The sequence below is a fragment of the Cupriavidus sp. a3 genome (assembly GCF_051015765.1).
GTDB lineage: Bacteria > Pseudomonadota > Gammaproteobacteria > Burkholderiales > Burkholderiaceae > Cupriavidus > Cupriavidus oxalaticus_A.
The window spans coordinates 395,212-418,544 of sequence record NZ_CP170644.1 but is presented as its reverse complement, the minus strand read 5'-3'; the positions used below and the strand labels follow the sequence as shown (position 1 = coordinate 418,544).

20 protein-coding genes and 2 pseudogenes are annotated in these 23,333 nt (G+C 65.7%); 8 read left to right on the top strand and 14 right to left on the bottom strand.

Annotated elements, in window-relative coordinates; all coding sequences use genetic code 11:
• The first annotated feature begins 30 nt into the window (after positions 1-30).
• The 3 genes from ACAD63_RS23905 to ACAD63_RS23895 all read left to right on the top strand — a co-directional run bounded on the left by ACAD63_RS23905 (position 31) and on the right by ACAD63_RS23895 (position 2,798).
• Complete coding sequence (locus ACAD63_RS23905) at positions 31-1,041, top strand: response regulator (RefSeq protein WP_133095797.1); 1,011 nt, start codon at positions 31-33, stop codon at positions 1,039-1,041.
• 396 nt (positions 1,042-1,437) lie between these two features.
• Positions 1,438-2,217, top strand: coding sequence for a DUF4397 domain-containing protein (locus ACAD63_RS23900; RefSeq protein WP_133095798.1), 780 nt, complete (start codon positions 1,438-1,440; stop codon positions 2,215-2,217).
• Between the two features lie 212 nt (positions 2,218-2,429).
• Positions 2,430-2,798, top strand: coding sequence for a VOC family protein (locus ACAD63_RS23895; RefSeq protein ID WP_135703110.1), 369 nt, complete (start codon positions 2,430-2,432; stop codon positions 2,796-2,798).
• Positions 2,799-2,801: 3 nt separating this feature from the next.
• On the opposite strand, the gene ACAD63_RS23890 is transcribed toward ACAD63_RS23895, so the two are convergent.
• The 5 genes from ACAD63_RS23890 to ACAD63_RS23870 all read right to left on the bottom strand — a co-directional run bounded on the left by ACAD63_RS23890 (position 2,802) and on the right by ACAD63_RS23870 (position 6,981).
• Positions 2,802-3,110 (bottom strand): helix-turn-helix transcriptional regulator, encoded by a 309-nt coding sequence (locus tag ACAD63_RS23890; RefSeq protein WP_135703111.1) that lies wholly within the window; start codon positions 3,108-3,110, stop codon positions 2,802-2,804.
• Between the two features lie 218 nt (positions 3,111-3,328).
• Positions 3,329-4,831 carry a tripartite tricarboxylate transporter permease gene (locus ACAD63_RS23885; protein ID WP_133095801.1) on the bottom strand — a complete coding sequence of 501 codons (1,503 nt, stop codon included), beginning with the start codon at positions 4,829-4,831 and terminating at the stop codon, positions 3,329-3,331.
• A 13-nt stretch (positions 4,832-4,844) separates the two neighbouring features.
• Entirely contained in the window at positions 4,845-5,306 is a 462-nt protein-coding gene (locus ACAD63_RS23880; protein ID WP_135703112.1) for a tripartite tricarboxylate transporter TctB family protein, read from the bottom strand.
• Between the two features lie 202 nt (positions 5,307-5,508).
• Positions 5,509-5,829: a hypothetical protein gene (locus ACAD63_RS23875; RefSeq protein ID WP_133095803.1), complete on the bottom strand. Its 321-nt coding sequence runs from the start codon at positions 5,827-5,829 to the stop codon at positions 5,509-5,511.
• A gap of 12 nt (positions 5,830-5,841) precedes the next feature.
• Positions 5,842-6,981 carry a GNAT family N-acetyltransferase gene (locus ACAD63_RS23870; protein ID WP_434034444.1) on the bottom strand — a complete coding sequence of 380 codons (1,140 nt, stop codon included), beginning with the start codon at positions 6,979-6,981 and terminating at the stop codon, positions 5,842-5,844.
• A 774-nt stretch (positions 6,982-7,755) separates the two neighbouring features.
• Between ACAD63_RS23870 and ACAD63_RS23865 the strand changes: the two are divergent.
• Positions 7,756-8,097, top strand: a pseudogene (locus ACAD63_RS23865) (MHYT domain-containing protein); the annotation flags it as partial.
• 222 nt (positions 8,098-8,319) lie between these two features.
• Positions 8,320-9,759: an NAD-dependent succinate-semialdehyde dehydrogenase gene (locus tag ACAD63_RS23860; protein WP_133095805.1), complete on the top strand. Its 1,440-nt coding sequence runs from the start codon at positions 8,320-8,322 to the stop codon at positions 9,757-9,759.
• Positions 9,760-9,832: 73 nt separating this feature from the next.
• Here ACAD63_RS23860 and ACAD63_RS23855 read toward each other — a convergent pair whose 3' ends face one another.
• From ACAD63_RS23855 to ACAD63_RS23830, 6 genes are all read right to left on the bottom strand, one after another.
• The gene (locus ACAD63_RS23855) at positions 9,833-10,219 is read right to left on the bottom strand and encodes a cytochrome C oxidase subunit IV family protein (RefSeq protein ID WP_133095806.1); all 387 of its coding nucleotides are present in this window, start codon (positions 10,217-10,219) and stop codon (positions 9,833-9,835) included.
• Between the two features lie 8 nt (positions 10,220-10,227).
• Positions 10,228-10,929, bottom strand: coding sequence for a heme-copper oxidase subunit III family protein (locus ACAD63_RS23850; protein ID WP_133095807.1), 702 nt, complete (start codon positions 10,927-10,929; stop codon positions 10,228-10,230).
• 34 nt (positions 10,930-10,963) lie between these two features.
• On the bottom strand, positions 10,964-11,611 hold the full coding sequence (locus ACAD63_RS23845; RefSeq protein WP_133095808.1) for a bb3-type cytochrome oxidase subunit III: 648 nt from the start codon (positions 11,609-11,611) through the stop codon (positions 10,964-10,966).
• Positions 11,608-13,365: a cytochrome c oxidase subunit I gene (gene ctaD / locus ACAD63_RS23840; protein WP_434034443.1), complete on the bottom strand. Its 1,758-nt coding sequence runs from the start codon at positions 13,363-13,365 to the stop codon at positions 11,608-11,610. Before ctaD ends, ACAD63_RS23845 begins: the two co-directional genes overlap by 4 nt.
• A gap of 10 nt (positions 13,366-13,375) precedes the next feature.
• Positions 13,376-14,713, bottom strand: coding sequence for a cytochrome c oxidase subunit II (locus ACAD63_RS23835; RefSeq protein WP_133095810.1), 1,338 nt, complete (start codon positions 14,711-14,713; stop codon positions 13,376-13,378).
• Between the two features lie 314 nt (positions 14,714-15,027).
• The gene (locus tag ACAD63_RS23830) at positions 15,028-15,531 is read right to left on the bottom strand and encodes a hypothetical protein (RefSeq protein WP_135703116.1); all 504 of its coding nucleotides are present in this window, start codon (positions 15,529-15,531) and stop codon (positions 15,028-15,030) included.
• Positions 15,532-15,819: 288 nt separating this feature from the next.
• Here ACAD63_RS23830 and ACAD63_RS23825 point away from each other — a divergent pair, with 288 nt between their 5' ends.
• Positions 15,820-15,999 carry a hypothetical protein gene (locus ACAD63_RS23825; protein WP_029047537.1) on the top strand — a complete coding sequence of 60 codons (180 nt, stop codon included), beginning with the start codon at positions 15,820-15,822 and terminating at the stop codon, positions 15,997-15,999.
• A gap of 68 nt (positions 16,000-16,067) precedes the next feature.
• Positions 16,068-16,232 (top strand): hypothetical protein, encoded by a 165-nt coding sequence (locus tag ACAD63_RS23820; RefSeq protein ID WP_165971506.1) that lies wholly within the window; start codon positions 16,068-16,070, stop codon positions 16,230-16,232.
• Between the two features lie 36 nt (positions 16,233-16,268).
• Here the strand turns inward: ACAD63_RS23820 and ACAD63_RS23815 are convergent, their stop codons facing one another.
• From ACAD63_RS23815 to ACAD63_RS23805, 3 genes are all read right to left on the bottom strand, one after another.
• A complete protein-coding gene (locus ACAD63_RS23815) occupies positions 16,269-16,463 on the bottom strand; it encodes a rubredoxin (protein ID WP_135703117.1) in 195 nt (64 codons plus the stop codon).
• A 93-nt stretch (positions 16,464-16,556) separates the two neighbouring features.
• A complete protein-coding gene (locus tag ACAD63_RS23810; protein WP_434034442.1) occupies positions 16,557-20,609 on the bottom strand; it encodes a DUF748 domain-containing protein in 4,053 nt (1,350 codons plus the stop codon).
• An 820-nt stretch (positions 20,610-21,429) separates the two neighbouring features.
• Complete coding sequence (locus ACAD63_RS23805; protein WP_434034681.1) at positions 21,430-22,293, bottom strand: alpha/beta fold hydrolase; 864 nt, start codon at positions 22,291-22,293, stop codon at positions 21,430-21,432.
• Between the two features lie 276 nt (positions 22,294-22,569).
• On the opposite strand from ACAD63_RS23805, the pseudogene ACAD63_RS23800 reads away from it, so the two are divergent.
• Positions 22,570-23,130 (top strand): annotated as a pseudogene (locus ACAD63_RS23800) (substrate binding domain-containing protein); the annotation flags it as partial.
• Between the last annotated feature and the right edge of the window lie 203 nt (positions 23,131-23,333).

The following is a 23,333-nucleotide window of genomic DNA, read 5'->3' as shown; positions in this document are numbered from 1 at the left end:
CCCGGGAGCGCAACACCCCAGGATTACAGCATGAACTCCCAACACCCTGCCCTCGCCTCTAACGCATCGGACTACCAGGTCATGGTGCTGCTGGTGGACGACCAGGCCATGGTCGGCGAAGCGGTGCGCCGTGCGCTGTCCACCGAGCCCGACATCGATTTCCACTATTGCTCGCAGCCCGGCGAAGCCGTTGCCGTGGCGCAGCGCACCCGGCCCACGGTGATCCTGCAGGACCTGGTCATGCCGGGCGTCGACGGCCTGACGCTGGTTCGCCATTACCGCGAGAACGCCGCCACGCACGATATCCCCATCATCGTGCTGTCGACCAAGGAAGAGGCCTCGATGAAGAGCGCGGCTTTCGCCGCCGGCGCCAATGACTACCTGGTCAAGCTGCCCGACAGCATCGAGCTGGTCGCGCGCATCCGCTACCACTCGCGCTCGTACCTGAACCTGCTGCAGCGCGACGAAGCCTACCGTGCGCTGCGGCAAAGCCAGCAGCAACTGCTCGAGACCAACCTGGAACTGCAGCGGCTGACCAACTCGGACGGCCTCACCGGGCTGTCCAACCGCCGCTACTTCGACGAATACCTCGGCGCGGAATGGCGCCGCGCGCAGCGCGAGCAGACGCAGCTGGCGCTGCTGATGATCGATGTCGACGCCTTCAAGGCCTACAACGATACCTATGGCCACGTCGCCGGCGACGACGTGCTGCGGCGCGTGGCCGCGGTGATCAGGGACAACTGCACGCGGGCATCGGACCTGCCCGCGCGTTTCGGCGGCGAAGAGTTCGCGATGGTGCTGCCGGGCACCTCGCCCGGCGGCGTGCGGCTGCTGGCCGAGAAAGTACGGCGCGCGGTGCAGGACCTTGCCATCGCCCACAGCGGCTCGCCCACCAGCGATTGCGTGACCGTCAGCATCGGCGGCGCGCTGCTGGTGCCGCAGGCCGGTGAGCCGTCGAGCCGGCTGGTGGAGGTCGCCGATGCGGGGCTGTACCAGGCCAAGCGCAACGGGCGCAACCAGGTCATGATGTCACTGCCTTAGCGATGAGCCCGATCGCGCCAAAACCCTTGCCTTAATGACGGGGTCAATGGCGTCGACACGCCGGTTGCAACAACCGGTTACACAGTAGTTGCCGCAGGCCCGCACAAGTCGGCGCTTCGGGCCGGCCGCCGCCAACCTATAGCCGGTCACGCTTTGCCGTATTTCGGACGCATTGTGGCCACCGCGTCTTGTGGGATTCCTCCGACAGGGAATTCGGAAGCGCGCGCCTGTCTCGCACCACACTTCATACCTATCGTTGCATCACGGCAGTTGCATCCCGGCACGCGCGTACGCCGCGCCTGCAGTCCATGCAGAAAGCCAACTGGCCAGCTACCGGCGCACCCGCCGCGCGGCATGGGCCAGCTCGTCTCTGAGTCCAACGGTAAGAGGTGACCCATGTTCCGATCCAAGTCCAGTCTTATATTCGGCCTTGCGCTGGCCGCAACGGCAATCCTGTCCGCCTGCGGCGGCGGCGATGACGGTATCGACGATCGCATCGGCCTGAGCAAGCCGAGCGTCCGCGCAATCCATGCGGTCACCGGCGGCCCCAACGTCGACATCCTGCAGAACGGCGCGCTGACCAGCTTCACCAACAAGCCGTACAAGTTTGTCTCGACCTACTTCAACGTCGAAACCGGCAACCAGCTGATCTCGTTCAACACTGCCGGCACGCAGACCGAACTCGGCCGCACCACCATCGTGGCAGCCACCGGCCACAAGTACACCGTGGTCGCACTGCCAGGCGCGACCGGCGCCGAAGTGCTGCAGATCGACGATCCGTTCGAAAAGGGCCTGTTCTCGCACAAGGCGCGCGTGCGCACGCTGAACGCTTCGTTCAATGCGCAGAACGTCGATTTCTACCTGACCATGCCGGCGGTCGACCTCAATTCGGTCGGCCCGAACTTCAGCAACGTGGGCTACAAGCAGGCATCGCCGGCCTCCGGGTCCGATTCGGTCGACATGGACGGCGGCACCTATCGGCTGCGTATTACCACGGCGGGCACCAAGACCGTGATCTTTGATTCGGGCACGCTGACGCTGGCCAACAACGCCGACTGGCTGATCACCACCATTCCGACTGACGGCGTCGGCGCGTCCGTGCCGAACAAGATCAAGGTGCTGGTGGCACGCGGCGATGACGAGTCGCAGGCCGGCCTGGAGCTGGTATCGCAATAACGCAGCAAGCATGATCCTGCCCGAGCCAGGCGCGCGGGCAGGCGCCGCAGGCCGGTCCACTGGACCGGCCTGTGCTTATTGCGGGCGACATTCAGCCGCCAAAACCTGTACGCTATCGGCGTGGGACGCGCGTGGCGCGCATGTCCGCCGTGGCATGCGCCGCGCCATGATGACGCGCTGCTCCCTCCACACAGCTTTGGGAGATTGCGGACATGGCTATCCAGCTCAATCACACCATCGTGTTTTCCCATGACAAGAAGGTATCGGCCGACTTCCTCTGCGAGATACTGGGTCGTCCGGCGGCAGTGCCGTTCGGGCCATTTCTTGCCGTCCGGCTCGACAACAGCGTCACGCTGGACTTTATGGACGCCGGAGGCGATGTTGCCCTGCAGCACTACGCCTTCCTGCTGAGCGACGCCGAGTTCGACCAGAGCTTTGCCCGCATCCGCGCGCGCCACCTGATGTACTGGGCCGACCCGTACCGCCGCCGGCCGGAACAGGTCAGTACCGACGATGGCGGCCGCCGGATCTATTTCGAGGACCCGAGCAAGCATTTCCTGGAGATCTTCACCAGGGAATGACGCTCAGGGCTGCTCGCCCTCGTCCGGCGCCAGCTCCGCCTTCAGCACCGCAAGGTGCGAGATGTACTGCTCCAGTTCGGCACGCCCGCGCTCCGTGATGCAGTACACGCGGCCGCTGCCTTCGACCAGCTCGGCGGTAATGGCACGCGCCATCATCAGGCTGCGCAGCACCGGCCGCAGCGAGCGGATGTTCTTGTCGATGCCGCGTTCGCGCAGGCGTTCGACCAGGCTCAGCACCGTCGAAGGACTCGACTGCACGAGCTTGAGGACGTAGATACGTGAGAAAAACCGGTCAAGGGTTGGCGGTTTCATGGGCGCTGTCGGCGCACCCGACGGTGCGGGAATCCTGATCATCATGCGCAGCCCATGACTGCTGCCGCAGTCGGGCACTCTCTTGTCGTGATGGCGGGCCGTGCGGCCCAGCCAAAGAAAAACGGGGTGCACAGAGGCACCCCGGAACGCTTGCGTTGTGATGCGCCGCCTGGGGTGAACCGTTCCAACGGCGCATTCCCGGGGCAGCACGCGCGGCGCTATTCTTCCTGGAACGCTTCTTCGCGCTTGGCCTTGATCGACGGCAGGGCTACCACCGCCACCAGCGCGGCAGCCGCGATCAGCAGGCCGACCGACAGCGGGCGCGTCACGAACACCGTGAAGTCACCACGCGACAGCAGCAGCGAGCGGCGGAAGTTCTCTTCCATCATCGGCCCCAGCACGAAGCCCAGCAGCAGCGGCGCCGGCTCGCACTTGAGCTTCAGGAACAGGTAGCCGATGATGCCGAAGCCCGCAGCCATGAACACGTCGAAGGTCTGGTTGTTGACCGAGTAGACGCCGATGCAGCAGAACGTCAGGATCGCCGGGTACAGGAAGCGGTACGGCACGGTCAGCAGCTTGACCCAGATACCGATCATCGGCAGGTTCAGGATGATCAGCATCAGGTTGCCGATCCACATCGAGGCGATCAGGCCCCAGAACAGCGCCGGGTTGCTGGTCATCACCTGCGGGCCGGGCTGGATATTGTGGATGGTCATCGCGCCCACCATCAGCGCCATCACCGCGTTGGGCGGAATGCCCAGCGTCAGCAGCGGGATGAACGAAGTCTGCGCCGCTGCATTGTTGGCCGATTCCGGACCCGCCACGCCTTCGATCGCGCCCTTGCCGAACTCGTGCGCAAACCTGGAGGTCTTCTTCTCGAGCGAGTAGGCCGCGAACGATGCCAGCGCCGCGCCGCCGCCAGGCAGGATGCCCAGCGCCGAACCCAGCGCCGTGCCGCGCAGCACCGCGGGAATCATGCGCTTGAAGTCGTCCCTGGTCGGGAACAGGTTGGTGACCTTGTTGGTGAAGGTCTCGCGGGCTTCCTTCTGCTCCAGGTTGGCGATGATTTCCGCGAAGCCGAACATGCCCATGGCCAGTGCCACGAAGTCGATGCCGTCGGTCAGCTCCGGCACGTCGAACGAGAAGCGCGCGGCGCCCGAGTTCACGTCGGTTCCGATCAGGCCCAGCAGCAGGCCCAGCACGATCATCGAGATTGCCTTGGGCAGCGAGCCGGAAGCCAGCACCACGGCGCCGATGAGGCCCAGCACCATTAGCGAGAAGTATTCGGCGGGACCGAACTTGAACGCGATTTCCGACAGCGGCGTGGCAAACGCGGCCAGGATCAGCGTGGCGACGCAACCGGCGAAGAACGAACCCAGGCCGGCGGTGGCCAGCGCCACGCCCGCCCGTCCTCGTCTTGCCATCTGGTAGCCGTCGATGGTTGTCACCACCGACGACGATTCGCCCGGCAGGTTCACCAGGATGGCGGTGGTCGAGCCGCCGTACTGCGCGCCGTAGTAGATGCCGGCCAGCATGATCAGCGCGGCCACCGGCGGCAGCGTGTAGGTGATCGGCAGCAGCATGGCGATGGTAGCCAGCGGCCCCAGGCCCGGCAGCACGCCGATCAGCGTGCCCAGCACGCAGCCGAGGAAGGCGTAGGCCAGGTTCTGCAGCGACAGGGCCGTGGAGAAGCCCAGCGCAAGATGGTCAAACAATTCCATGGTTTGCGACTCCTTAGCTGCCCAGGAAAGCCGGCCACACCGGCATCTGCAGGTTGATGCCGTACACGAACGCACCCAGGCTGATCAGCACCAGCACTACGCCGTTGAGCAACGCGCCCTTCCAGCTGAATTCATGGCTCGCCATCGACGACACCAGCACCAGCACGAACACGGACAGCACCATGCCGAGCGGCTTGAGCAGCAGGCCGAACAGCACTACCGAACCCAGGATCCACAGCAGGGTCTTCAGGTCCCAGCGGGCAAGGTGGTCTTCCTCGCCCTTGGACGAGAGCGAGCCGAGCAGCACTACCGCGCCCAACACGGCGAGCACCAGGCCCAGCAGGAAGGGGAAATATCCGGGTCCCATCTTTGCGGCCGTTCCCATGGAATAGCCGCGTGCGACCCAGGAAAAGCCCAGACCGACCAGGATAAACATCAGGCCGGAGGCAAAGTCCTTTTGGCTGCGTATGCGCAAAACGATTCTCCTCAAAGTTCATGAAATGCAAGGCCGGGACGTGCGCTGGCTCTGCGCAACGCGGCATGCCGTGGGCATGGTTTCCGACGGATGGATCGAACCTTAAAGAGGTGATCTTTCAGGTGCCTTTCATTTGTCTTTGTTTACGGGTATTTACCGATATACCCTTTAAATAAGGGGTTTTTTGACAGAATGGGCTGCTTCAATACATCATGATGTGATGCATCTGCTCGCAATGCCGTTCGTATTGGAAGTGGTGGTCGGCGCAGGCTGGATGAGGGTTGCTATTGGCCTGGCGAATAAGACGGCGCGCGCTTGCGTCAGGGCAAGGCGCGGCCGTTAAGACGCGCTGGTGTGTGCCGGCGCGTGTGCCGGGAGGGAGTGCCAGCGGTTGCAGGATGACAGGCTGATCTTTCGAATGGCTTTCAGCAAGCATCGGCGGGTGGCGCGGTATGGCAAAGTCGCCGGCGTAATCACGCTCCGCCGCGCCAGCGATCAGCTTCCCGCCGAAGCCGGCAATCACGCCCCCTCACAATCACACCTCCTCAACTAGGCAATCTGCATTGCCCCTGCCGCCATCGCTTGCTTCAGGCTTCGCCTGGCGGGATGGTCTCGCCACAAGCGTCGACGGCAGCGCTGGCCCGAAACGCCCCCCCGGGCGCCTGTACGCCGGGAAGTAGCCGTCCAGTTCGTCCAGCGTGGATTTGTCGCCGCCGGACAGCGCCACATAGCGCTCAGGATCCACAACCACGCGCTGCGTCCGGTACACATGCGTGTCAGGCGAAAAACCTAGCTTGAATTCCTGCAGAGAATCGTTCGCCGAACCCAATCCGCCGCCCAGGTGCAGGCAGCTCATGCGGTTAAGCCGGCCCCATTCGCGCGCGGCATGGATCACCGTCTTTGACGGCTGGCGATGACGGTATTCCCAATCCCAGCCTGCGAGGTGGTATTGCATGATGCCCGACTCGCGTGACACGGTGAACAATGCCCCGCCGATGACGCAGTCGTCCTCTTCGGCCACGAACAGCAACAGGTCGCTGCCGAGGGATCGCACCAGGGTCCGGTAGTATTGCGCGTCGAAGAAGTAATACGCTGACGCATTTAACCGCGTCATGGTTTCGTTGTAGAGCCGGATAAACCGCGGCAGCGTGGCGAAGTCACTATCTAGCCGTGCGGTGACGCCAGCGCGGCGGGCGCGGTTAATGCCGCGCTTGTGGCGCGCCTGGGTTTCCTGCCACAGCCGCTCCGGGCTCTTCGTGAGGTCGATCGAGACGGTGGCCCCTTGCTCGACCACCAACCCGAAGCGGCTCTGCCAGTCCGCATTCAGCAATGGGTGCATGCGGATAAACCACGACACGCAGCCTTCACGGCGCAGCAACGCCAGCGCGGCGCCAAGCGCCTCGTCGGCGAACCCGGCCGGTGCGCCGTGGCTCACTACCGGTCCTCCGTAACCGTAGGCCGAGGTGGCGTCCCAACTGACATTGGTAAGCGGCCGGCACACGAGCGGAACCAGCAAGTCGCGGGATCCGTCGGTGACATGGACGGCAGCCGCACTGCCGCGCTCACTGCGCTCTGCTGCTACGTACCAGCCTGGCGTGTGATGGCAGTCATGGTGGCAGCGTGCCAGCGTTTCCCGCCACGCTGGCATGCCTGGTTGAAGCAGGATCGATTGCATTGATGATTCCATATCAGAGAACCCGTGCCAGCGCGCTCAGCGCCGGGGCATTGGTCTCGCTGGCATCAGCTTACGGACTGAGGCGCCGCGATGCGCTTTCGATGGGTGAATGACTGGAATGACCGGAAAGTCGTGCCGTTCGCGTGGGCGAGGCCACCAGCCCGGCGGCACCCGCATCGAGGGCACAATTCACGCTGGCGCGAGAACTAGGCCACGATCATTGTTGCCAGGACGCCGAACGCGATCGCGCACACCGCTCACGGTGAGGGATCAGCCGCGTGGAGGACGCGGCAGGCGTGGCAGGTCGGGACCGGGCCGTGGCCCGTCGGTGTAATGCGGCCGGCTGGAACTACCCGCACAGGCCGCGGGATATAGCGGGGAGGGCGATAACAGCTGCTCGAAAGGATCGGGGCCGGGCTGCTCCGACGGCTCGGCGGCTTCCGAAGATGGTATGGGGTGGCCGGCGTCGCCGCGCTCTGCGAACTCGGCCTCGGCGGCCCTGGCCGTGGCGTCCGCCGACACGGTGTGCGCGACCGCATCCTCCCAGCCTTGGAGAGGCAGGAAGGCCAGCATCATGACCAGCAGAAGAAGCCGGATGGCGCGCACGTGAAGACGGTTTAGGGGGTTTAGGTATAGGTCCGACAAATTCTACAGGGCGCGGCACCGGGGGGTTCACGTCTATGTGGTCAACCACACATAGACCGGCGATATCGCGATGACATGGCGTACACGCCCCTGAGGCGTGTGCGGACGACAACGACGCGCAGCCCTGGCTTTGACTGGGACCTGGGCGTGATCGCACTGTCGGCGGTGATCGCCGTCGTGGTGTCGGTAGTGGCGCTGTGGCTGGCCACCACGGTGAAGACGGGCGGCAAGCAGCTGGCCGCGGCGGTGGTGATGGGCGTGGCGGTCTGCGGCATGCACTACACCGGCATGTCCGCCGGCACCATGGTCTGCACCAGCCCGACCTATGCGCCCAGCCTGTTCGCCATCGAGGGCGACAGCATCGGCTATGCCGTGTTCGGCCTGACGCTGATCACGCTGCTGGTGATCCTGGTGGTGGAAGCCACCCGCACCGGCGCCACCCCGGCCGCGCGGCCGCGCGACCTGGCCTGAGCGCCCACGGGCGCAGTCCGCTCCGGCCCATAGCTCCCTCGCGCCGGCGGGGGACGGGTGCCGCACTTTCCTCCCTGCCTGCGCCCGCCCCCCCGGCGCAGCGTCCACTGCATGATCGCCGCAGTCGCGGTAAGCTTGCGTTCACTGACGGCCGCGGCCGCGGGGTTGCCCGCCGCCGCGGCCTTGCCCTTCGCCCATCGAACGCCACCAAGGAGAACACGCATGTACCAGGATCTCGCCCTCTATATCGACGGTGAATTCATCAAGGGAGGCGACAGGCGCGAGCAGGACGTCATCAATCCGGCCACCGAGGAAGTGCTGGGCAAGCTGCCGCACGCGACCCGCGCCGACCTGGACCGCGCGCTCGCCGCCGCGCAGCGCGCGTTCGAGAGCTGGAAGAAGTCCTCGCCGCTGGAGCGCGGCAAGATCCTGCGCCGCGTGGGCGAGCTGGCCCGCGAGCGCGCCAGGGAGATCGGCCGCAATATCACGCTGGACCAGGGCAAGCCGCTGGCCGAAGCCATCGGCGAAATCATGGTCTGCGCCGAGCATGCCGACTGGCACGCCGAGGAATGCCGCCGCATCTACGGCCGCGTGATTCCGCCGCGCCAGCCCAATGTGCGGCAGATCGTGGTGCGCGAGCCGATCGGGGTCTGCGCCGCATTCACGCCGTGGAACTTCCCGTTCAACCAGGCGATCCGCAAGATCGTGGCCGCGGTCGGTGCGGGCTGCACGCTGATCCTGAAGGGCCCGGAGGACTCGCCCAGCGCGGTGGTGGCGCTGGCGCAGCTGTTCCATGACGCCGGCCTGCCGCCGGGGGTGCTGAACATCGTCTGGGGCGTGCCCAGCGAAGTGTCGACCTACCTGATCGAATCGCCGATCGTGCGCAAGATCTCGTTCACCGGCTCGGTGCCGGTGGGCAAGCAGCTGGCCGCGCTGGCCGGCGCGCACATGAAGCGCGTGACCATGGAGCTGGGCGGGCATTCGCCGGTGCTGGTGTTCGACGACGCCGACATCGAGCCCGCCGCCGAGATGCTGGCGCGCTTCAAGCTGCGCAATGCCGGCCAGGTGTGCGTGTCGCCGACGCGCTTCTATGTCCAGGAGAAGGCCTACGACAAGTTCCTGGCGCGCTTTACCGAGGTGATCGGCTCGATCAAGGTGGGCAACGGCCTGGACGACGGCACCCAGATGGGCCCGCTGGCGCATGAGCGCCGCGTGCTGTCGATGGAGCAGTTCCTGGACGATGCCAGCCAGCGCGGCGGCAAGGTGGTGGCCGGTGGCTCGCGCATCAGCGCCCTCGGCAACGACAAGGGCTATTTCTTCGCGCCGACCGTGGTGACCGACCTGCCCGACGATTCGCGCCTGATGACCGACGAGCCGTTCGGCCCGGTGGCGCCGGTCACGCGCTTCAAGGACACCGCCGAGGTGCTGCGCCGCGCCAACAGCCTGCCCTTTGGCCTGGCCTCGTATGTGTTTACCAACTCGCTGAAGACCGCAACGGAAGTTTCCAACGGGCTGGAAGCGGGCATGGTCAACATCAACCACTTCGGCATGGCGCTGGCCGAGACGCCGTTCGGCGGCATCAAGGACTCGGGCATCGGCAGCGAGGGCGGCCTGGAGACGTTCGACGGCTACCTTGTGACCAAGTTCATCACCCAGGTCTGAAGCCGAACGACGGCGACAGCCATTGAGGCGGCCTGCCGCCGGCTCCCTCCCGGAGCCGGCGGCGCCCTCCCCGTCAGCGGAAGAAGATGCCGCGCGTCAGGAACGTATAGTTCGCTTCTTCCGCCATCAGCCAGACCAGCACCAGCAGGCACAGCGGCGGGACCAGGATGGCGCAGATCAGCGCCATGCGTTCCCATGCCATGTGCATGAACACCGCCACGATCAGCCCCGCCTTCAGCGCCATGAACACCAGGATCAGCGTCCAGCGCAGGTAGCCGGTGACGTGGAAATAGTCGACCAGGTAGGACAGCGTCGACAGCACGAACAGCAACAACCAGATCTTCAGGTACAGCCCGATGGGATGCTGCTGGCCGCTATGCGCGCCGGCATGCCCGGATTCGTGCGCGGCCGGCTGCGCGGGCGTCGTGGAGCCTGCGGGGGATGCGGGAGTCGATGCCATGGCCGCCCTCACCAGAGATAGAACAACGCAAAGATGAACACCCAGACCAGGTCAACGAAGTGCCAGTACAACCCGGCAATCTCGACGATCTGGTAGTTGCCGGTGGCTTCGTAGCGCCCGCGCAGCACGCGCGTGGCCACCACCAGCAGGTAGATCACGCCGCACGACACGTGCAGGCCGTGGAAGCCGGTGATCATGAAAAACGTCGAGCCGAACTGCGCCGCGCCCATCGGGTTGCTCCACGGCCGCACGCCCTCGTCGACGATCAGCTTGGTCCATTCAAACGCCTGCATGCCGACGAAGAGCATGCCGAACAGCGCCGTCACCAGCATCAGCAGCGCGCATTCCCGGCGCGCGCGCCGGTAGGCAAAGTTGACGGCCATCGCCATGGTGCCGCTGCTGGTGATCAGCACGAAAGTCATGATAGCGATCAGCAGCAGCGGGATATCGGCGCCGCCCACGTGCAGCGCGAATACCTCGCTGGGATTCGGCCATGGCACCGTGGTCGCCATCCGCACCGACATATAGCCGGTCAGGAAGCAGCTGAAGACAAAGGTGTCGGACAGCAGGAAGATCCACATCATGGTCTTGCCCCACGACACCTTGAAGGCCTGCTGGTCCGACGACCAGTCGGCCAGCAGGCCGCGCACCCCGCCAAGTGGCGGAGCCGCGGGCGGCGTGGCCGACGGTGAAGACAGTTGCGTTGACATGCCGCTCTCCTCCTCTTGCGCGTGCGTGCCCGTCCTAGGCCGTGCCGCAGAGATAGCGCACCAGCTCGGGCGTGAGCCAGCCCAGCGCCGCCAGCAGCACCACCCATACCGCCAGCAGGAAATGCCAGTAGCGCGAGCACAGCCGCATGCGCAGCACGGCAACTTCGCCGCTGCCGCGCGCGGCAACCGCGAAGCCCCAGCCCACGAGCCCGCCCAGCACGTGCAGGCCGTGCATGGCGGTCAGCAGGTAGAAGAAGCTGCCCGCCGGATTGCCGGCCGGCATGACCTGCATCGCGCCCAGCGCCTGCCAGGCCCACAGCTGCGAAACCACGAAGGCGGCCGCGCCCAGGCCGCCGAGGCGCAGCGCCAGCCGCGCCACGCCCATGCTGCCGCGGCGTGCCGCGCGCGACGCCACCTCCATCGCCGCGCTGCCGGCGGCGAGCAGGGCGGTGGACAGCCACACCTGCCACGGCAGCGCGATGCGGTGCCAGTCCGGGCTGTCCATGCGCAGCGCATAAGCGGTCAGGAACAGCCCAAACAGCGACGTGACCACCCCCATGAACACCCACAGGCCGGTGCTTGCCGGCGAGCGGCGCCGCGGGTGGCGGTGCGCGGCATTCTCGCCGGAGGGGTTGCCGCCGAAGTCGTCGCGGCTGACCTTGTAGACGGCGTCGGCGTTCATGCTACGGCTCCGCGGCTGGCGTGGGGTTCAGGCTCCGATCCACCCGCTTCGGGCGGCGCATTCTGCGCGATGAAGTCCTCGGGCGCGCCCGGCACGCTGTAGGCATAGGCCCAGCGGTACACCACCGGCAGGTGCGGGCCCCAGTTGCCGTGCACCGGCGGCGTCTGCGGCGTCTGCCACTCCAGCGAGGCCGCGCGCCAGGGATTGCCATCAGTCTTGTCCCCATGGCGCAGGCTCCACACCAGGTTGTAGACAAAGAGCAGCTGCGCCGTCGCGACCACGAAGGCCGCCACCGAGATGTACATGTTCATCACGTGCGCGGATTCGGGGATGAAGGCGTAGTTCTCCCAAGCGTAGTAGCGCCGCGGCATGCCCAGCACGCCGAGATAGTGCATCGGGAAGAAGATGGCGTAGGTGCCGATGAAGGTGATCCAGAAATGCACGCGGCCCATGGTGTCGTTGAGCATGCGCCCCGTCAACTTGGGATACCAGTGGTAGATGCCGCCGAACACCACCAGGATCGGCGACACGCCCATCACCATGTGGAAGTGCGCCACCACGAAATACGTGTTCGACAGCGGGATATCCACGCTGACATTGCCCAGGAACAGCCCGGTCAGCCCGCCGATGACAAAGGTGCTGATGAACGCGATCGCAAACAGCATCGGCACCGAGAAATGGATGTCGCCGCGCCATAGCGTGATGACCCAGTTGTACACCTTGATTGCCGTTGGCACCGCGATGATCAGCGTGGTGGTGGCGAAGAAGAAGCCGAAGTACGGGTTCATGCCGCTGACGAACATATGGTGCGCCCACACCACCACCGACAGCACGCCGATCGCCAGGATCGCCCACACCATGGTGCGATAGCCGAAGATGCTCTTGCGCGCATGGACGCTGACCAGGTCGGAGACGATGCCGAACGCCGGCAGCGCGACGATATACACCTCGGGGTGGCCGAAGAACCAGAACAGGTGCTGGAACAGCAGCGGGCTGCCGCCCTTGTAGGTGAGCTGCTGGCCCATCGACACCATCGCGGGCATGAAGAAGCTGGTGCCCAGGGTCTTGTCCAGCAGCATCATCACCGCGGACACGAACAGCGCCGGAAACGCCAGCAGCGCCAGGATGGTGGCCATGAAGATGCCCCACACCGACAGCGGCATGCGCAGCAGCGTCATGCCCTCGGTGCGTGCCTGCAGCACGGTGGTGACGTAGTTCAGGCCGCCCATCGTCGCCGCGACGATAAAGATCGCCAGCGACACCAGCATCAGGATGATGCCCCAGTCATGCCCCGGCGTGCCGGGCAGGATGGCCTGTGGCGGATACAGCGTCCAGCCGGCGCCGGTGGGCCCGCCCGGCACGAAGAAGCTGGCCAGCAGCACGATCACCGACAGCAGGTAAACCCAGAAGCTGAGCATGTTGAGGAAGGGGAACACCATGTCGCGCGCCCCCACCATCAGCGGGATCAGGTAGTTGCCGAAGCCACCCAGGAACAGCGCGGTCAGCAGGTAGATCACCATGATCATGCCGTGCATGGTGACGAACTGGTAATAGCGGTTGACGTCGATAAACTCGAAACGCCCCGGAAAACCCAGCTGCATCCGCATCAGGTTGGACAACGCCACGCCCACCAGCCCCACCACGATCGCCACGATGGTGTACTGCACGGCGATCACCTTGTGGTCCTGGCTCCAGACGTAGCGGGTCCAGAAGCTCTGCGGCGCGTGATGGGCTGCATCGTCGGCGTAAGCCATGCGGGTCTCCTCACTTGCGTGGCGGCGCGGGCGCCGCGCCGGGCGGCACGGCCACCGCGGTCGAGGTCGTATAGGTGCCCGAGGCAGCGCCAGGGGCTGGCGCGGGCGCGGCCGTGCCGGCTGCCGCGGTCGTGGCGGCGCTGGTGGCGGCAGCGGGCGCGCCCGGCGCCGCGACCTCCGGTGCGGGGGCGCCGGTTCCCGCCGACTTGATATACGCAATCAGCGCAGCGGTCTCGTCCTCGCTCATCGGCAGCTGGGGCATCACCGGACCGAAGCCCTTCACCAGGCGCGCGTGCGGGTCGGTGATCTCCTTGTGCAGGAAGGCGTCGTCGACCGCGGCGCTGCTGCCGTCGGCAAAGGTCTCGGTCTTGCCGTAGAGGCCCTTCCACGTCGGGCCCACGCCGGGATTGCCGTCGATGCTGTGGCATGCGACGCAGCCCTTGCTTTGCGCCAGCGCGCGGCCCTTTTCCACCACGCCGGCGTCGCTGGCGGCGCCCGGCGCTGCGGCGGCCATGGCGGCCGGCGGTGCCGCCGCCTTCGCCAGCGCCATGGCAAAGGTCTGCTGCTTCGCCAGCCAGGCGTCGTACGCGGCGGGTTCGTCCACCACCACGATGCCGCGCATGTTGTAGTGCCCCACGCCGCACAGCTGCGCGCACAGGATTTCAAAGCGTCCCGTTTGCGTCGGCGTGAACCAGAACGACGTCACCATGCCCGGCACCATGTTCATGCGCGCGCGGAACTGCGGCACATAGAAATCATGCAGCACGTCCTTGGAGCGCAGCAGCACTTTCACCGGCTTGTTCAGCGGCAGGTGTACCTCGGGCCCCACGATGACGATGTTGTCCTGCCCGCGCGGGTCGTCCGGGTCAAGGCCCAGCGGATTGGAACCGGTAATGAAGCGCGGGTCGGAAGCACCCAGCTCGCCGCTCTTGCCCGGAAAGCGGAACCCCCACGACCATTGCTGGCCCACCACCTCCAGCACCATCGCCTCGCGCGGCGGGCGCACGTAGTCGGCGTAGACGAACAGGCCCGGCGCCAGCAACGCCACCACGCCCAGGGTGGTGCCGCCGATCAGCCACCACTCGAGCTTGCGGTTTTCCGGCTCGTAGGCGGCGCGGTGGCCAGTGCCGCCGTTGGGATGCGGCGCATTGTGCCGGTAGCGCCAGACGATGTAGCCGACGAACAGGTTGATGACGACGAAGAATATCCCGGTGATGACGAGGGTAATGGTCAGCGTGTCGTCCATCTGCTTCCAGTTGGACGCCAGCGGGGTCGCCCACCACGGGCTCAGAAAATGGAAGAGCACCGAAGCGACGACGATGACGACGAGTGCAATGGCCAACGCCATAACCACCCTCCTCCTCGCGCGCGGCGAGGGATGCGGAAGTCACGCAAGGTTAGATAAGACTAGTGCATGCCGTCAGGTCACTGCAAGGCGACATGGCGGGCAAATGCGTGCCTCCATGCACAAGCGGTCCGCCCAGAAAAAGCGGCGGCAGGAACCCTTCGGCTCCATGCCACCGCCATGGTCGCGCGCGGCCCCGTGTAATGGCCAAAGCGCGCAGGAAACGTGCATGCGTCTTGCCGTGCCGTTCGGGCACGATCCCCGGGTTGAAAAATGTCTCGGTTCGGCCGCTGAGCACCGCGGCTCATTGCGTCATCTCAGTGCGACACGTCCTTGCTTTCCAGCTTCCAGTAGCACGCCGCGGCCGTCACGCCGAAAATCAGGTGGCCGATGAACGTATGCCAGCCACGCACCTCGACAAACCACGGGAACGCGCGCGTCATCACATAGAAATTGAAGAAGTAGACGACCAGCCCGAACACGGCGCCGGCCAGCATCGCCATGCCGAGGCTCGAGTCCAGCGTGAACGGCGCGATGATCGCCGCCAGGATCATGCCAAGCACCGCGCCCAGCACGAAGTGGATCGCCAGTGCCGCGGCCGCCGTGCCGACGGTGAACAGCGACGTCTGCAGCTCGTCCGGGCCCATCACGATCGCCGCGATCATGCGCGTGGCCACCCACGGATTGACGCCCGACACCATCGACGACCAGAACAGTTCCAGCACCAGCAGCAGCGCGCCCGCGGCCAGCCCCGACACCGCTGCCGCGGTCCAGTCCGGCTGGCGCCGCACGTAATGGTGCGATCGCATGTGAAGTTCCATAGCCACCTCCGTCTCTCTCTCTTGAGTCGGCGGGACCTTCGACATGGATGGGATCGGGGCCCGCGTCTCTGATCAGCATAGGACACGCGCTTCCCATCAGGCTGCCGGCATGGCGAAAAACACTTCCGCTTCGTGCGTGGCGCAACGCCATCGGCGCAGGAGTGCCGATAACGATACCTGCGAACGCCCGGCTGCTGTGCACACTACGGGACAATCCCGATGCGCGCTGCCTTGCGCGCGGCACACACTGCCTATACTGGAATCACAAAAGAGAGACAGGAGACCGCCATGCACTTCACCGCGCATGATCTTGTATTCCTGATTCCGATGGCGCTGGTGGGCGTGATCGCCATGGGTTCGATCCCGGTGACCGCCAAGTACCTGCGTATCAGTTGCCGGACCATGGGAGCGCTGATCGGCGCGCTGGTCGCGGTGCTGGTGCTGGAAGCGCTGCCGATGCTGATCTGATACCGGCCCGGGAGGCCGGGCTGGCAGGTTTTGCACGATCCGCACGAATCGCGAAGAGGAGGGCCGCCATGTCGATCGCCCTGCTTGCCGCCATCATGGCGGCCCTGCTGCTTGTTACCGTGCTGGTGGCCCTGTGGCGCAGCGTTCACCCGTATCGGATGCGCTACCGGCGTTATGCCGCGCAACGTCACCACACCGGCCTGTGCCGGCCGCCTTTGCGGCGGCATGGCTAGTCAATGCATGACGGCGCTGCAAAGCGCCGTCATGCATTACAGCTCGATCATCGCGAACTCGCCCTTGCCGACGTCGCATTCGGGGCAACGCCAGTCGTCGGGGATGTCTTCCCAGCGCGTGCCGGGGGCGATGCCATCTTCGGGCCAGCCCTGTTCTTCGTCGTAGACCCAGCCGCAGATCACGCACACCCAGGTCTTGTAGGCAACGGCCGCTTCAAGTTGATCCTGCAAAACATTCTCCAGATTCGGTCATGACACATTGTCCGGGCCGAATCATACCGTTTTTTGCCGGCGGCGCCGTGATGGCGCCGCCGGCCGCCACGGCTACTGCCGGATCGAGAAATCGACCCGGTTCGGCGCGCCCTTGTCCTTGATGCCCTCGGCCGTGAGCTTGGGCGCGGTCAGGAACAGCCGGCTCTCCGGCACCTTGCCTTCGCGCTCCAGCGACTGCTTGACCACCAGCGCCCGCTGCTCGGCAAGGCGCTTCAGGTCGGCCTCGGAGACAGTGGCATTGGCCATCAGCAGCTTCTCCATTTCCTCGGGCGGCAGCGACTTGGCAAAGCCGACGAAATTGCGCGGCTTCTTCATCGAGGCGCGCTTGTAGACCTCTTCCAGGTACTTCGGGTATTCCTGCTTCGACACCTTGATCTCGGCGCCCTGCACGCCCGACTCGTCGTCGCCGGCCTCGGTGCCTGCCTGCGCGCTGTTGCGCAGGTCGCGCCGCTTCTGCTCGGCCACGCGCGCATCCAGCCACGCGCGGCGCGCGCCGGCTTCGTCGGTGGCCGGGTCGATGCGGCCGCTGATTTCCAGCCGCAGCGAAGGCCGGTCATTGAGCGCCTGGCCGAGCTTGCCGATCTTCTCCTTCGCCGCCGGCGTCAGCGTCGACGTGCCGGGCGCGAACTCGACGTAGCCGAGCTCCTCGCTGCTGCCGCCGAAGGCAGAGGCTATCAAGGAGAACGGCGAAGTGATCGCCTTGGTCAGCAGGTTGACGATCACGCGCACGATCACGCCGCCGATGCTGAATTCCGGATCCGACAGCGAGCCGGAGACGGGCAGGTTCACGTCGATCACGCCATTGCGGTCCTTCAGCAGCGACACCGCCAGCAGCACCGGCAGCTTGGTCGCGTCCGGGCTGTCGACACGCTCGCCGAAGGTAAGCTGGTCGAGGAACAGGTGGTTGCTCGCATCCAGCTTGCCGTTCTCGATCTTGTAGGCGACATCGACGGTCAGCTTGCCCTTGGTGATCGGGTAGCCGGCGTACTTGGCCGCGTACGGCGTCAGCCGCGTCAGCTCGACCCCCGATGCCTTGGCGGCGATGTCCAGGAACAACTGCTCGCCCAGCGGGTTGATCTTGCCGCTGATGGTGACCGGCGCATCGTCGTCGATGCGGCCGTCGAGCACCAGGTCGGCAGGCGCGGGATCGCCCGACGACACCTTGGACACCGAGCCCTTCATGCCGGTCAGGTTGGCCGTGTAGTTCGGCTTGACAAAGAAATCCGAGAAATTGATGTTGCCCTGGTTCACCGACACGCCGCCGATGCGGATCTGCGGCTTGGGGCCGCCCGGCTTCTGCTCGACCTGCGCGGTGCGCGTGTCACCGGCCTGCACCGGCGGCGTCGCCGGCGCCGAGGCCGGGTTGGCCTGCGTCAGGCTGGTGGACGGCGCCGCCTCGCCCTTGGCCGCGCCGCCGGCCAGCACGTCCTGCAGATTCAGGCGGCCGTTGGCGTTCAGGATCACGCGCGCATAGAAATCGGACAGCGCGATATTGCCCAGGCTGACGCGCATCGGGCCCTTGCTCTCATCCATCGCGAAGTCGATGCCCGACAGCGCGAGCGAGCGCCAGCGCAGGAAATCCTCGCCGCTGACACGGTCGACCGTGCGCACGTTGCCGGCCAGCACGTTGCCGGCAAACTGCGCGGCGATCGGCTTGCCGGTGGGCGCGTCGACATTGAGCTTGCCCTTGACGGTCAGCGTGCCGCTACGCAGCGCCGCGTTGAGGCGGTCGGCCAGGTACGGCTGCAGCGGCCCGATTTCGACCTGGCGCAGGTCCAGCTGCAGGCGGCTCGCCGGCATGGCAGGCAAGACGGTGCCGTCGATGCCGATCACGCCGCGCCGGCCGGATTCGGCGTGCAGCTTCACCGGCACCGCCGCCGGCGTCAGCGGCCAGGCAATGGCGCCGGTGCTGAGCTCGATATTGCGGAACTGGTGGATCACCGGGCGGCCGCGGTTGGCTTCGGCCGGCTGGTAGTCGGCCACGCGCGCGCTGCCGCCGTCGACGGCGATCTTGCCGATCCTGGCTTGCCAGACACCTGCGGCGGCACTGCCGTTCCTGCCATTGGCGCCACTAGCGCCATTCGTGGCATTCGCGGCAGGGGCCGGTGCCTTGCGCGGCGTGGCGCGAGCCTGCTGGGCGGATTCGCTGGCCCACAGCCGCGCCATTTCGAGCAGTTGGCCGCTATGGTCGCGCGTGGCCGCGATCTGCGGCTGCGCCAGCGTCACCTGGCTGGTCGCGAAGGTCTGGCGCGCGAGGTCAAACTGGATATCGTCGAGCACCAGCTTCTCGGCGCGCAGCAGCGGCAGGTTGGCGCCTGCACGGTCGGCCTCGGCGCGTTCGCGCGCACGACGGCTGACGCGCTGGGGGGCCTGCGTCGCGGCTTCATTCGCGGTGTTGGCGGTGTTGGCGGTGTTGGCGGTGTTGGCGGTGGCGGTAGGCGCGGCCGGCATCACCACCGGATCGCGTGTGGCGACATAGAGCGGCGCCAGTTCCACCCGGGACTTTTCCAGCACGAACTGGAACTGCGGCGCCGCCCACGACATGCGGTAGTGCAGCTCGGCATCGACCGCGGTCTCGCCGAACTGGCTGCGCAGCTCGCGCGGCCACCACGCGGCAAAGCCCTGCGGCCGCAGCCCCTTGGTCTCGAGCGTGCCGGCCAGCGTGCCGTCGCGCAGCAGCAGGTCGCCGGCATGGTGCAGGGTCTGGCCGTCGGCCACGGTCAGGGTGGCATCGATATGCGCCGGCTTGTCGCCTTCGGTGCCGGCAAAGCCCTTGACCTCGGCGTCGAGCGGGCCCAGCGCCAGCTTGCCCGGGCCCGAGGGCGCCAGCGCATCCTCAAACCCGAGGTTGGCCTGCTTTACTACGATGCGGTCGACCGCATAGCGCCAGGGCTGGTCCTTGGCCGCGGGGCCGGCCGGCGCGGCTTGCGCGGCAGAAGCCGAAGGAGCAGGAGCAGCGGAAGCAGCCTCGGCGGGCGCGGACGCCGCCGCAGCCGGAGCCGGAGCGGGAGCGGGGGCCGGTGCCACGCCGTCGGTCGACTTGCTTACCGCCTGCGGCAGGAACGCCGTCGCCAGGTTCAGCGTGCCGTCGGCGCGGCGTACCGCCTGCACCCCCAGCCCTTCGATTTCCACGCTACGCAGCTGGGCCCGGTGCGCCAGCGGCTCGAGCCGGGCAATGTCCAGCGCCAGCCGGCCGCTTTTCACCAGCGGCTGGCCCGCGCGCGTGCGGATATCCGCATCGCGCAGCGCGGCCGTGCCCATCAGCAGCATTTCCTGCGTGTCCTTCTGCTGGCGGAACGCCACCGTCAGGCGCGTATCAAGCTTGCCGGACTTGACCTCGGCATCGCGCAGCGGCGGCGCGAAGGCCATGAGGCGCGTCACGTCGAGCCCGTCGAGATTGACATTGAGCCGGGTCTGGCGCGAATCGGCGAAGGGCAGCACCTCGCCATCGAGCGCCAGCGGCGTGCCGTTGACCCGCGCGCTCAGCGTCGGCCGCGTCACGATCTCGACGTCATGCGGCAGGTTGGACAGGAACGGCAGCGTCAGCGTCAGGTGGTCGACGCGCAGGCTGGTGTCGAGCAGCCTGTCGTCATAGCTGAAGCTGCTGCCGGTCACGGCAATATTGTTGACTGAGAAGCGCGCCGGCTTGGCATCGGCCGGCTTGGGCGGCAGTGCTGCGAATTTTTCCTGGACATCGGCAAAGGTCATGCGCCCGTCGGCGCCGCGCGCGACGCGCACGGCAAGGCGGTCGACGTGCAGGTTGTCCACCACCGGTGCCAGATGCCACAGCGATGCCACCGAAGTATTGGCCTCGGCCTCGCCCAGCGTCACCGCAGGCGTCTTGCCGTCGCGCTCGTAGATCGTCAGGTCAGACAGCGTGGCGGCCAGTTCGAACGGCCGCACATGCGCCTTGCCCAGCGTGACCTTGCGCCCGAGTGCTTCAGTCGCGTTCTTTTCGATCAGGTATTTGAGCAGCGGCGGTCCGCCGATATAGCCCGCCAGCCCGAACACCGCGAGCGCGGCAACCACGCCGCCGGCAACGCGGGTCGCCAGCCGGCCGCGCGGCGTGGCGGCCACTGCCTGAATGGATTGCTTGAATTCCATGTCGTCCCAGAAAATCTGACCCCGCACTCCGGCGTTACACGCTGCTTTGTGCCCCGGATTTCACTTTTTTGTCGCCATTATGGCAACGGATTCGGACAAAGCAAAGACATGGGAATTGCTCAGTCACCGCCAAAAATGCCGATCTGGCATCTTTATGGCCTTTGCGAAGTGGTTGGTCGCAAGCCTGTGGCTTACCCGCCACACCGCGCCTGCCACTCCCGCGCTGTATCCGACGCGCTCGGGGAATGCCCCCGCGGTGACGACTTGTGTACGGTTCGATTGTCGACTGAGAGCTCGCGCGCGATTTCTTTCACCGTGCCGCCCTGGGCGCGCAGCGCCATCACCCACTCGCAACAGGCGCCCGTTCGGACCCGGTCGGACGAAATAGCCTTGCCTTGTGGAAGGCGCTTTCGCCGATATGCAGGCTGGTGTCCGAAGGCGCCGGCCGCTGCGCCACCTGCCATAGCGGCACACTGCTTACCGACGCCAATGCGCGCCTGCATCCGCCGAGCGACTCGATGGTCGAACCGGAATCGCCCAGCTATGCCTCACGTTCGGCAAGCAGTATCGAACCAGTCCGCTCAGGAGTGTGTGGCAGCATCCGCCTTACTTCCACGACGGGTCGGCTGCAACGCTGGAGGACGTTGCGCAGACCTATAACACCAGGCAAGGGCTGGGGTTGACCGCTGAGCAGATTGCGGATCTGGCCGAGTATCTGAAGTCGTTGTAGGCGCGCCTTCCGTGAATGACGCGTCAGGATTTCCTCGGTCACGATGGCGATCAACGGCTCGATCCACGAACTCTGCGAGACAGGGCCTCTCTAGCCAGCCAACTCGGCAACCGCCCGATTGAACGCGCCTGGGTTGGCAATATTCATGCCGTGAGAGGCTCCGGCAATTGTCTGACGCTTAGCGTGCACGATCCATTCTTGAAGCTTCTCGACCGTGCCACGGAACATGCGCGGACTCTTTTGCCCATCGATCAGCAACGTTCGACACCGGATTTCGCCGGCCGCTTCGCGTGTGTAGGCGGGCAACGGGTCACGCAGCTGCTTCGGCAGTGTGAGCGCATTATCGAGCGCCATCCTGCGGAAGCCCTGGGAACTCTTGCTCCAAAAACCAGGCATGGTTACCGAGTCTACGAACAGATTCAGACCGGCATCGAATTCGCCTTGCTCAACCAGTGCTGCAGCCTTCTCTCTCAACGCATGGGTGGCCGGCGGCAATTTGCCGGCCCCTGCTTGCGGCGTTGCCTGAAGTGGGCCGCCTGGATCAGCGAGCGTGAGCGTGTTCACCAAGTGAGGGTATTCACACGCTAGATGAAACGCAATGCAACCGCCACGCGAGTGGCCGACCAGATGGACCGGCCCCAGACCGAGCGCATCGATGAACTCCGCAATCTCCGCGACGTGCGCCTCCCAACTGAAGTCGCCGCGTCCGTTCGCACTGGTTTGTGGCCAATAGTGGCCCAGGCTCGGAGCGAGGCAGTGGAAGTCCTTCGACAGAGAAGCGAGCTGCGGCTCCCAATAGCGGTAGTCGCACAGCGACCCGTGCACGAATACCATTGGCTCGCCGCTCCCAGCTTCCACATAGGGAACGGAGGTGCCGGAGGCGGTGGAAACAAAAGAAGGTTGTGGCCAGGCACCGGCAAGAGCCAGCGCAGTCAGGGGCGCTCGTGCATTCATGTTTAACTCCTTGCCCAGACTTTGCGGCACCGCACTCAAAAAGAAAATCGAATAATATTGATGGAATCTCTCAGATTTTCTGATAGCTCCACATTCGCGGGGCTCCCTTGCGGCCTTGTCGAGTCCGAAGGCCTTGCCGGACGAACCGGGCACCGTGCGGAACGCGGACATCGTCCGACGCGACAGGCTGGATCAGCGCGGACGCGAGTGTGATCGTGTCGCCCTGTCCGGCCGACTGCACGATGCCGCCGAAAAATTCAAGGAACTGGGTCGACGGATTTCGCCTCGGAACAGATCGACATCGCGTTCCGCAACGGGCGGATCGAGGATTCGAGCATCATCGCCAGGCAGCTGATTCCGATGCAGATGGCATTGTGCGCAGCGCCGTCCTACGTGGCCAGGCACGGCCTGCCACAGACGCTGGAAGACCTGCCGCAGCACGAGTGCATCAATTTCCGCTATTCCAGCGGGCGCGTGTTCGATTGGGAGTTCAAGGTCGACGGCATTGTCCGCAAGTACACGCCAGCGGCTCGCATGACCTTCAACGATGCCGACCTTGTACTGCAGGCGGTGCTGCAGGGATGGGGCATTGCGCAGATGGCCGGCTACCAAATCTGCGATCACATCGCGAGCAAAAACCTGCTGGTTGCGATGAGCAGGCACTCGCCCGACGACCGCGGGCATTACATCTGCTATCTGAGCCGGCAACACCTGCCCACGCGAAATCGCGTCTTCATCGATTTCATGGTCGAGCACATCCGTGCGCTCGACCTGAATTGCCTGACCGAGTTCAACGCCGGAGACATTGATGCGACGGCGGAGGCGGCGTCAGCGTAGTTCTCCAGTTCAGGTGCCGCGTCTGCGCATTGGCAGTCCAGCTTCGACCACGGCGATGTGGTCGCTGTGCGTGCCGGGCATGGTGACGGCGCTGTTCGTCAAGGACCGCTTGCGCGGCTGAAGCTTGGTGGCCCTGAAACGCAGAGAAAGGGAGGGCAATTGCCGGGGCAATTGCCCTCCCTTTTTCCATGCGCGCGTGGTCG

What these genes read in the sequence shown, in the direction of transcription:
- ACAD63_RS23905 (WP_133095797.1), top strand. Translation starts at nt 31, where the DNA reads ATGAACTCCCAACACCCTGCCCTCGCCTCTAACGCATCGGACTACCAG.
- ACAD63_RS23900 (WP_133095798.1), top strand. Translation starts at nt 1,438, where the DNA reads ATGTTCCGATCCAAGTCCAGTCTTATATTCGGCCTTGCGCTGGCCGCA.
- ACAD63_RS23895 (WP_135703110.1), top strand. Translation starts at nt 2,430, where the DNA reads ATGGCTATCCAGCTCAATCACACCATCGTGTTTTCCCATGACAAGAAG.
- ACAD63_RS23890 (WP_135703111.1), bottom strand. Translation starts at nt 3,110, where the DNA reads ATGAAACCGCCAACCCTTGACCGGTTTTTCTCACGTATCTACGTCCTC.
- ACAD63_RS23885 (WP_133095801.1), bottom strand. Translation starts at nt 4,831, where the DNA reads ATGGAATTGTTTGACCATCTTGCGCTGGGCTTCTCCACGGCCCTGTCG.
- ACAD63_RS23870 (WP_434034444.1), bottom strand. Translation starts at nt 6,981, where the DNA reads ATGCAATCGATCCTGCTTCAACCAGGCATGCCAGCGTGGCGGGAAACG.
- ACAD63_RS23860 (WP_133095805.1), top strand. Translation starts at nt 8,320, where the DNA reads ATGTACCAGGATCTCGCCCTCTATATCGACGGTGAATTCATCAAGGGA.
- ACAD63_RS23855 (WP_133095806.1), bottom strand. Translation starts at nt 10,219, where the DNA reads ATGGCATCGACTCCCGCATCCCCCGCAGGCTCCACGACGCCCGCGCAG.
- ACAD63_RS23850 (WP_133095807.1), bottom strand. Translation starts at nt 10,929, where the DNA reads ATGTCAACGCAACTGTCTTCACCGTCGGCCACGCCGCCCGCGGCTCCG.
- ACAD63_RS23845 (WP_133095808.1), bottom strand. Translation starts at nt 11,611, where the DNA reads ATGAACGCCGACGCCGTCTACAAGGTCAGCCGCGACGACTTCGGCGGC.
- ctaD (WP_434034443.1), bottom strand. Translation starts at nt 13,365, where the DNA reads ATGGCTTACGCCGACGATGCAGCCCATCACGCGCCGCAGAGCTTCTGG.
- ACAD63_RS23835 (WP_133095810.1), bottom strand. Translation starts at nt 14,713, where the DNA reads ATGGCGTTGGCCATTGCACTCGTCGTCATCGTCGTCGCTTCGGTGCTC.
- ACAD63_RS23830 (WP_135703116.1), bottom strand. Translation starts at nt 15,531, where the DNA reads ATGGAACTTCACATGCGATCGCACCATTACGTGCGGCGCCAGCCGGAC.
- ACAD63_RS23825 (WP_029047537.1), top strand. Translation starts at nt 15,820, where the DNA reads ATGCACTTCACCGCGCATGATCTTGTATTCCTGATTCCGATGGCGCTG.
- ACAD63_RS23820 (WP_165971506.1), top strand. Translation starts at nt 16,068, where the DNA reads ATGTCGATCGCCCTGCTTGCCGCCATCATGGCGGCCCTGCTGCTTGTT.
- ACAD63_RS23810 (WP_434034442.1), bottom strand. Translation starts at nt 20,609, where the DNA reads ATGGAATTCAAGCAATCCATTCAGGCAGTGGCCGCCACGCCGCGCGGC.
- ACAD63_RS23805 (WP_434034681.1), bottom strand. Translation starts at nt 22,293, where the DNA reads ATGAATGCACGAGCGCCCCTGACTGCGCTGGCTCTTGCCGGTGCCTGG.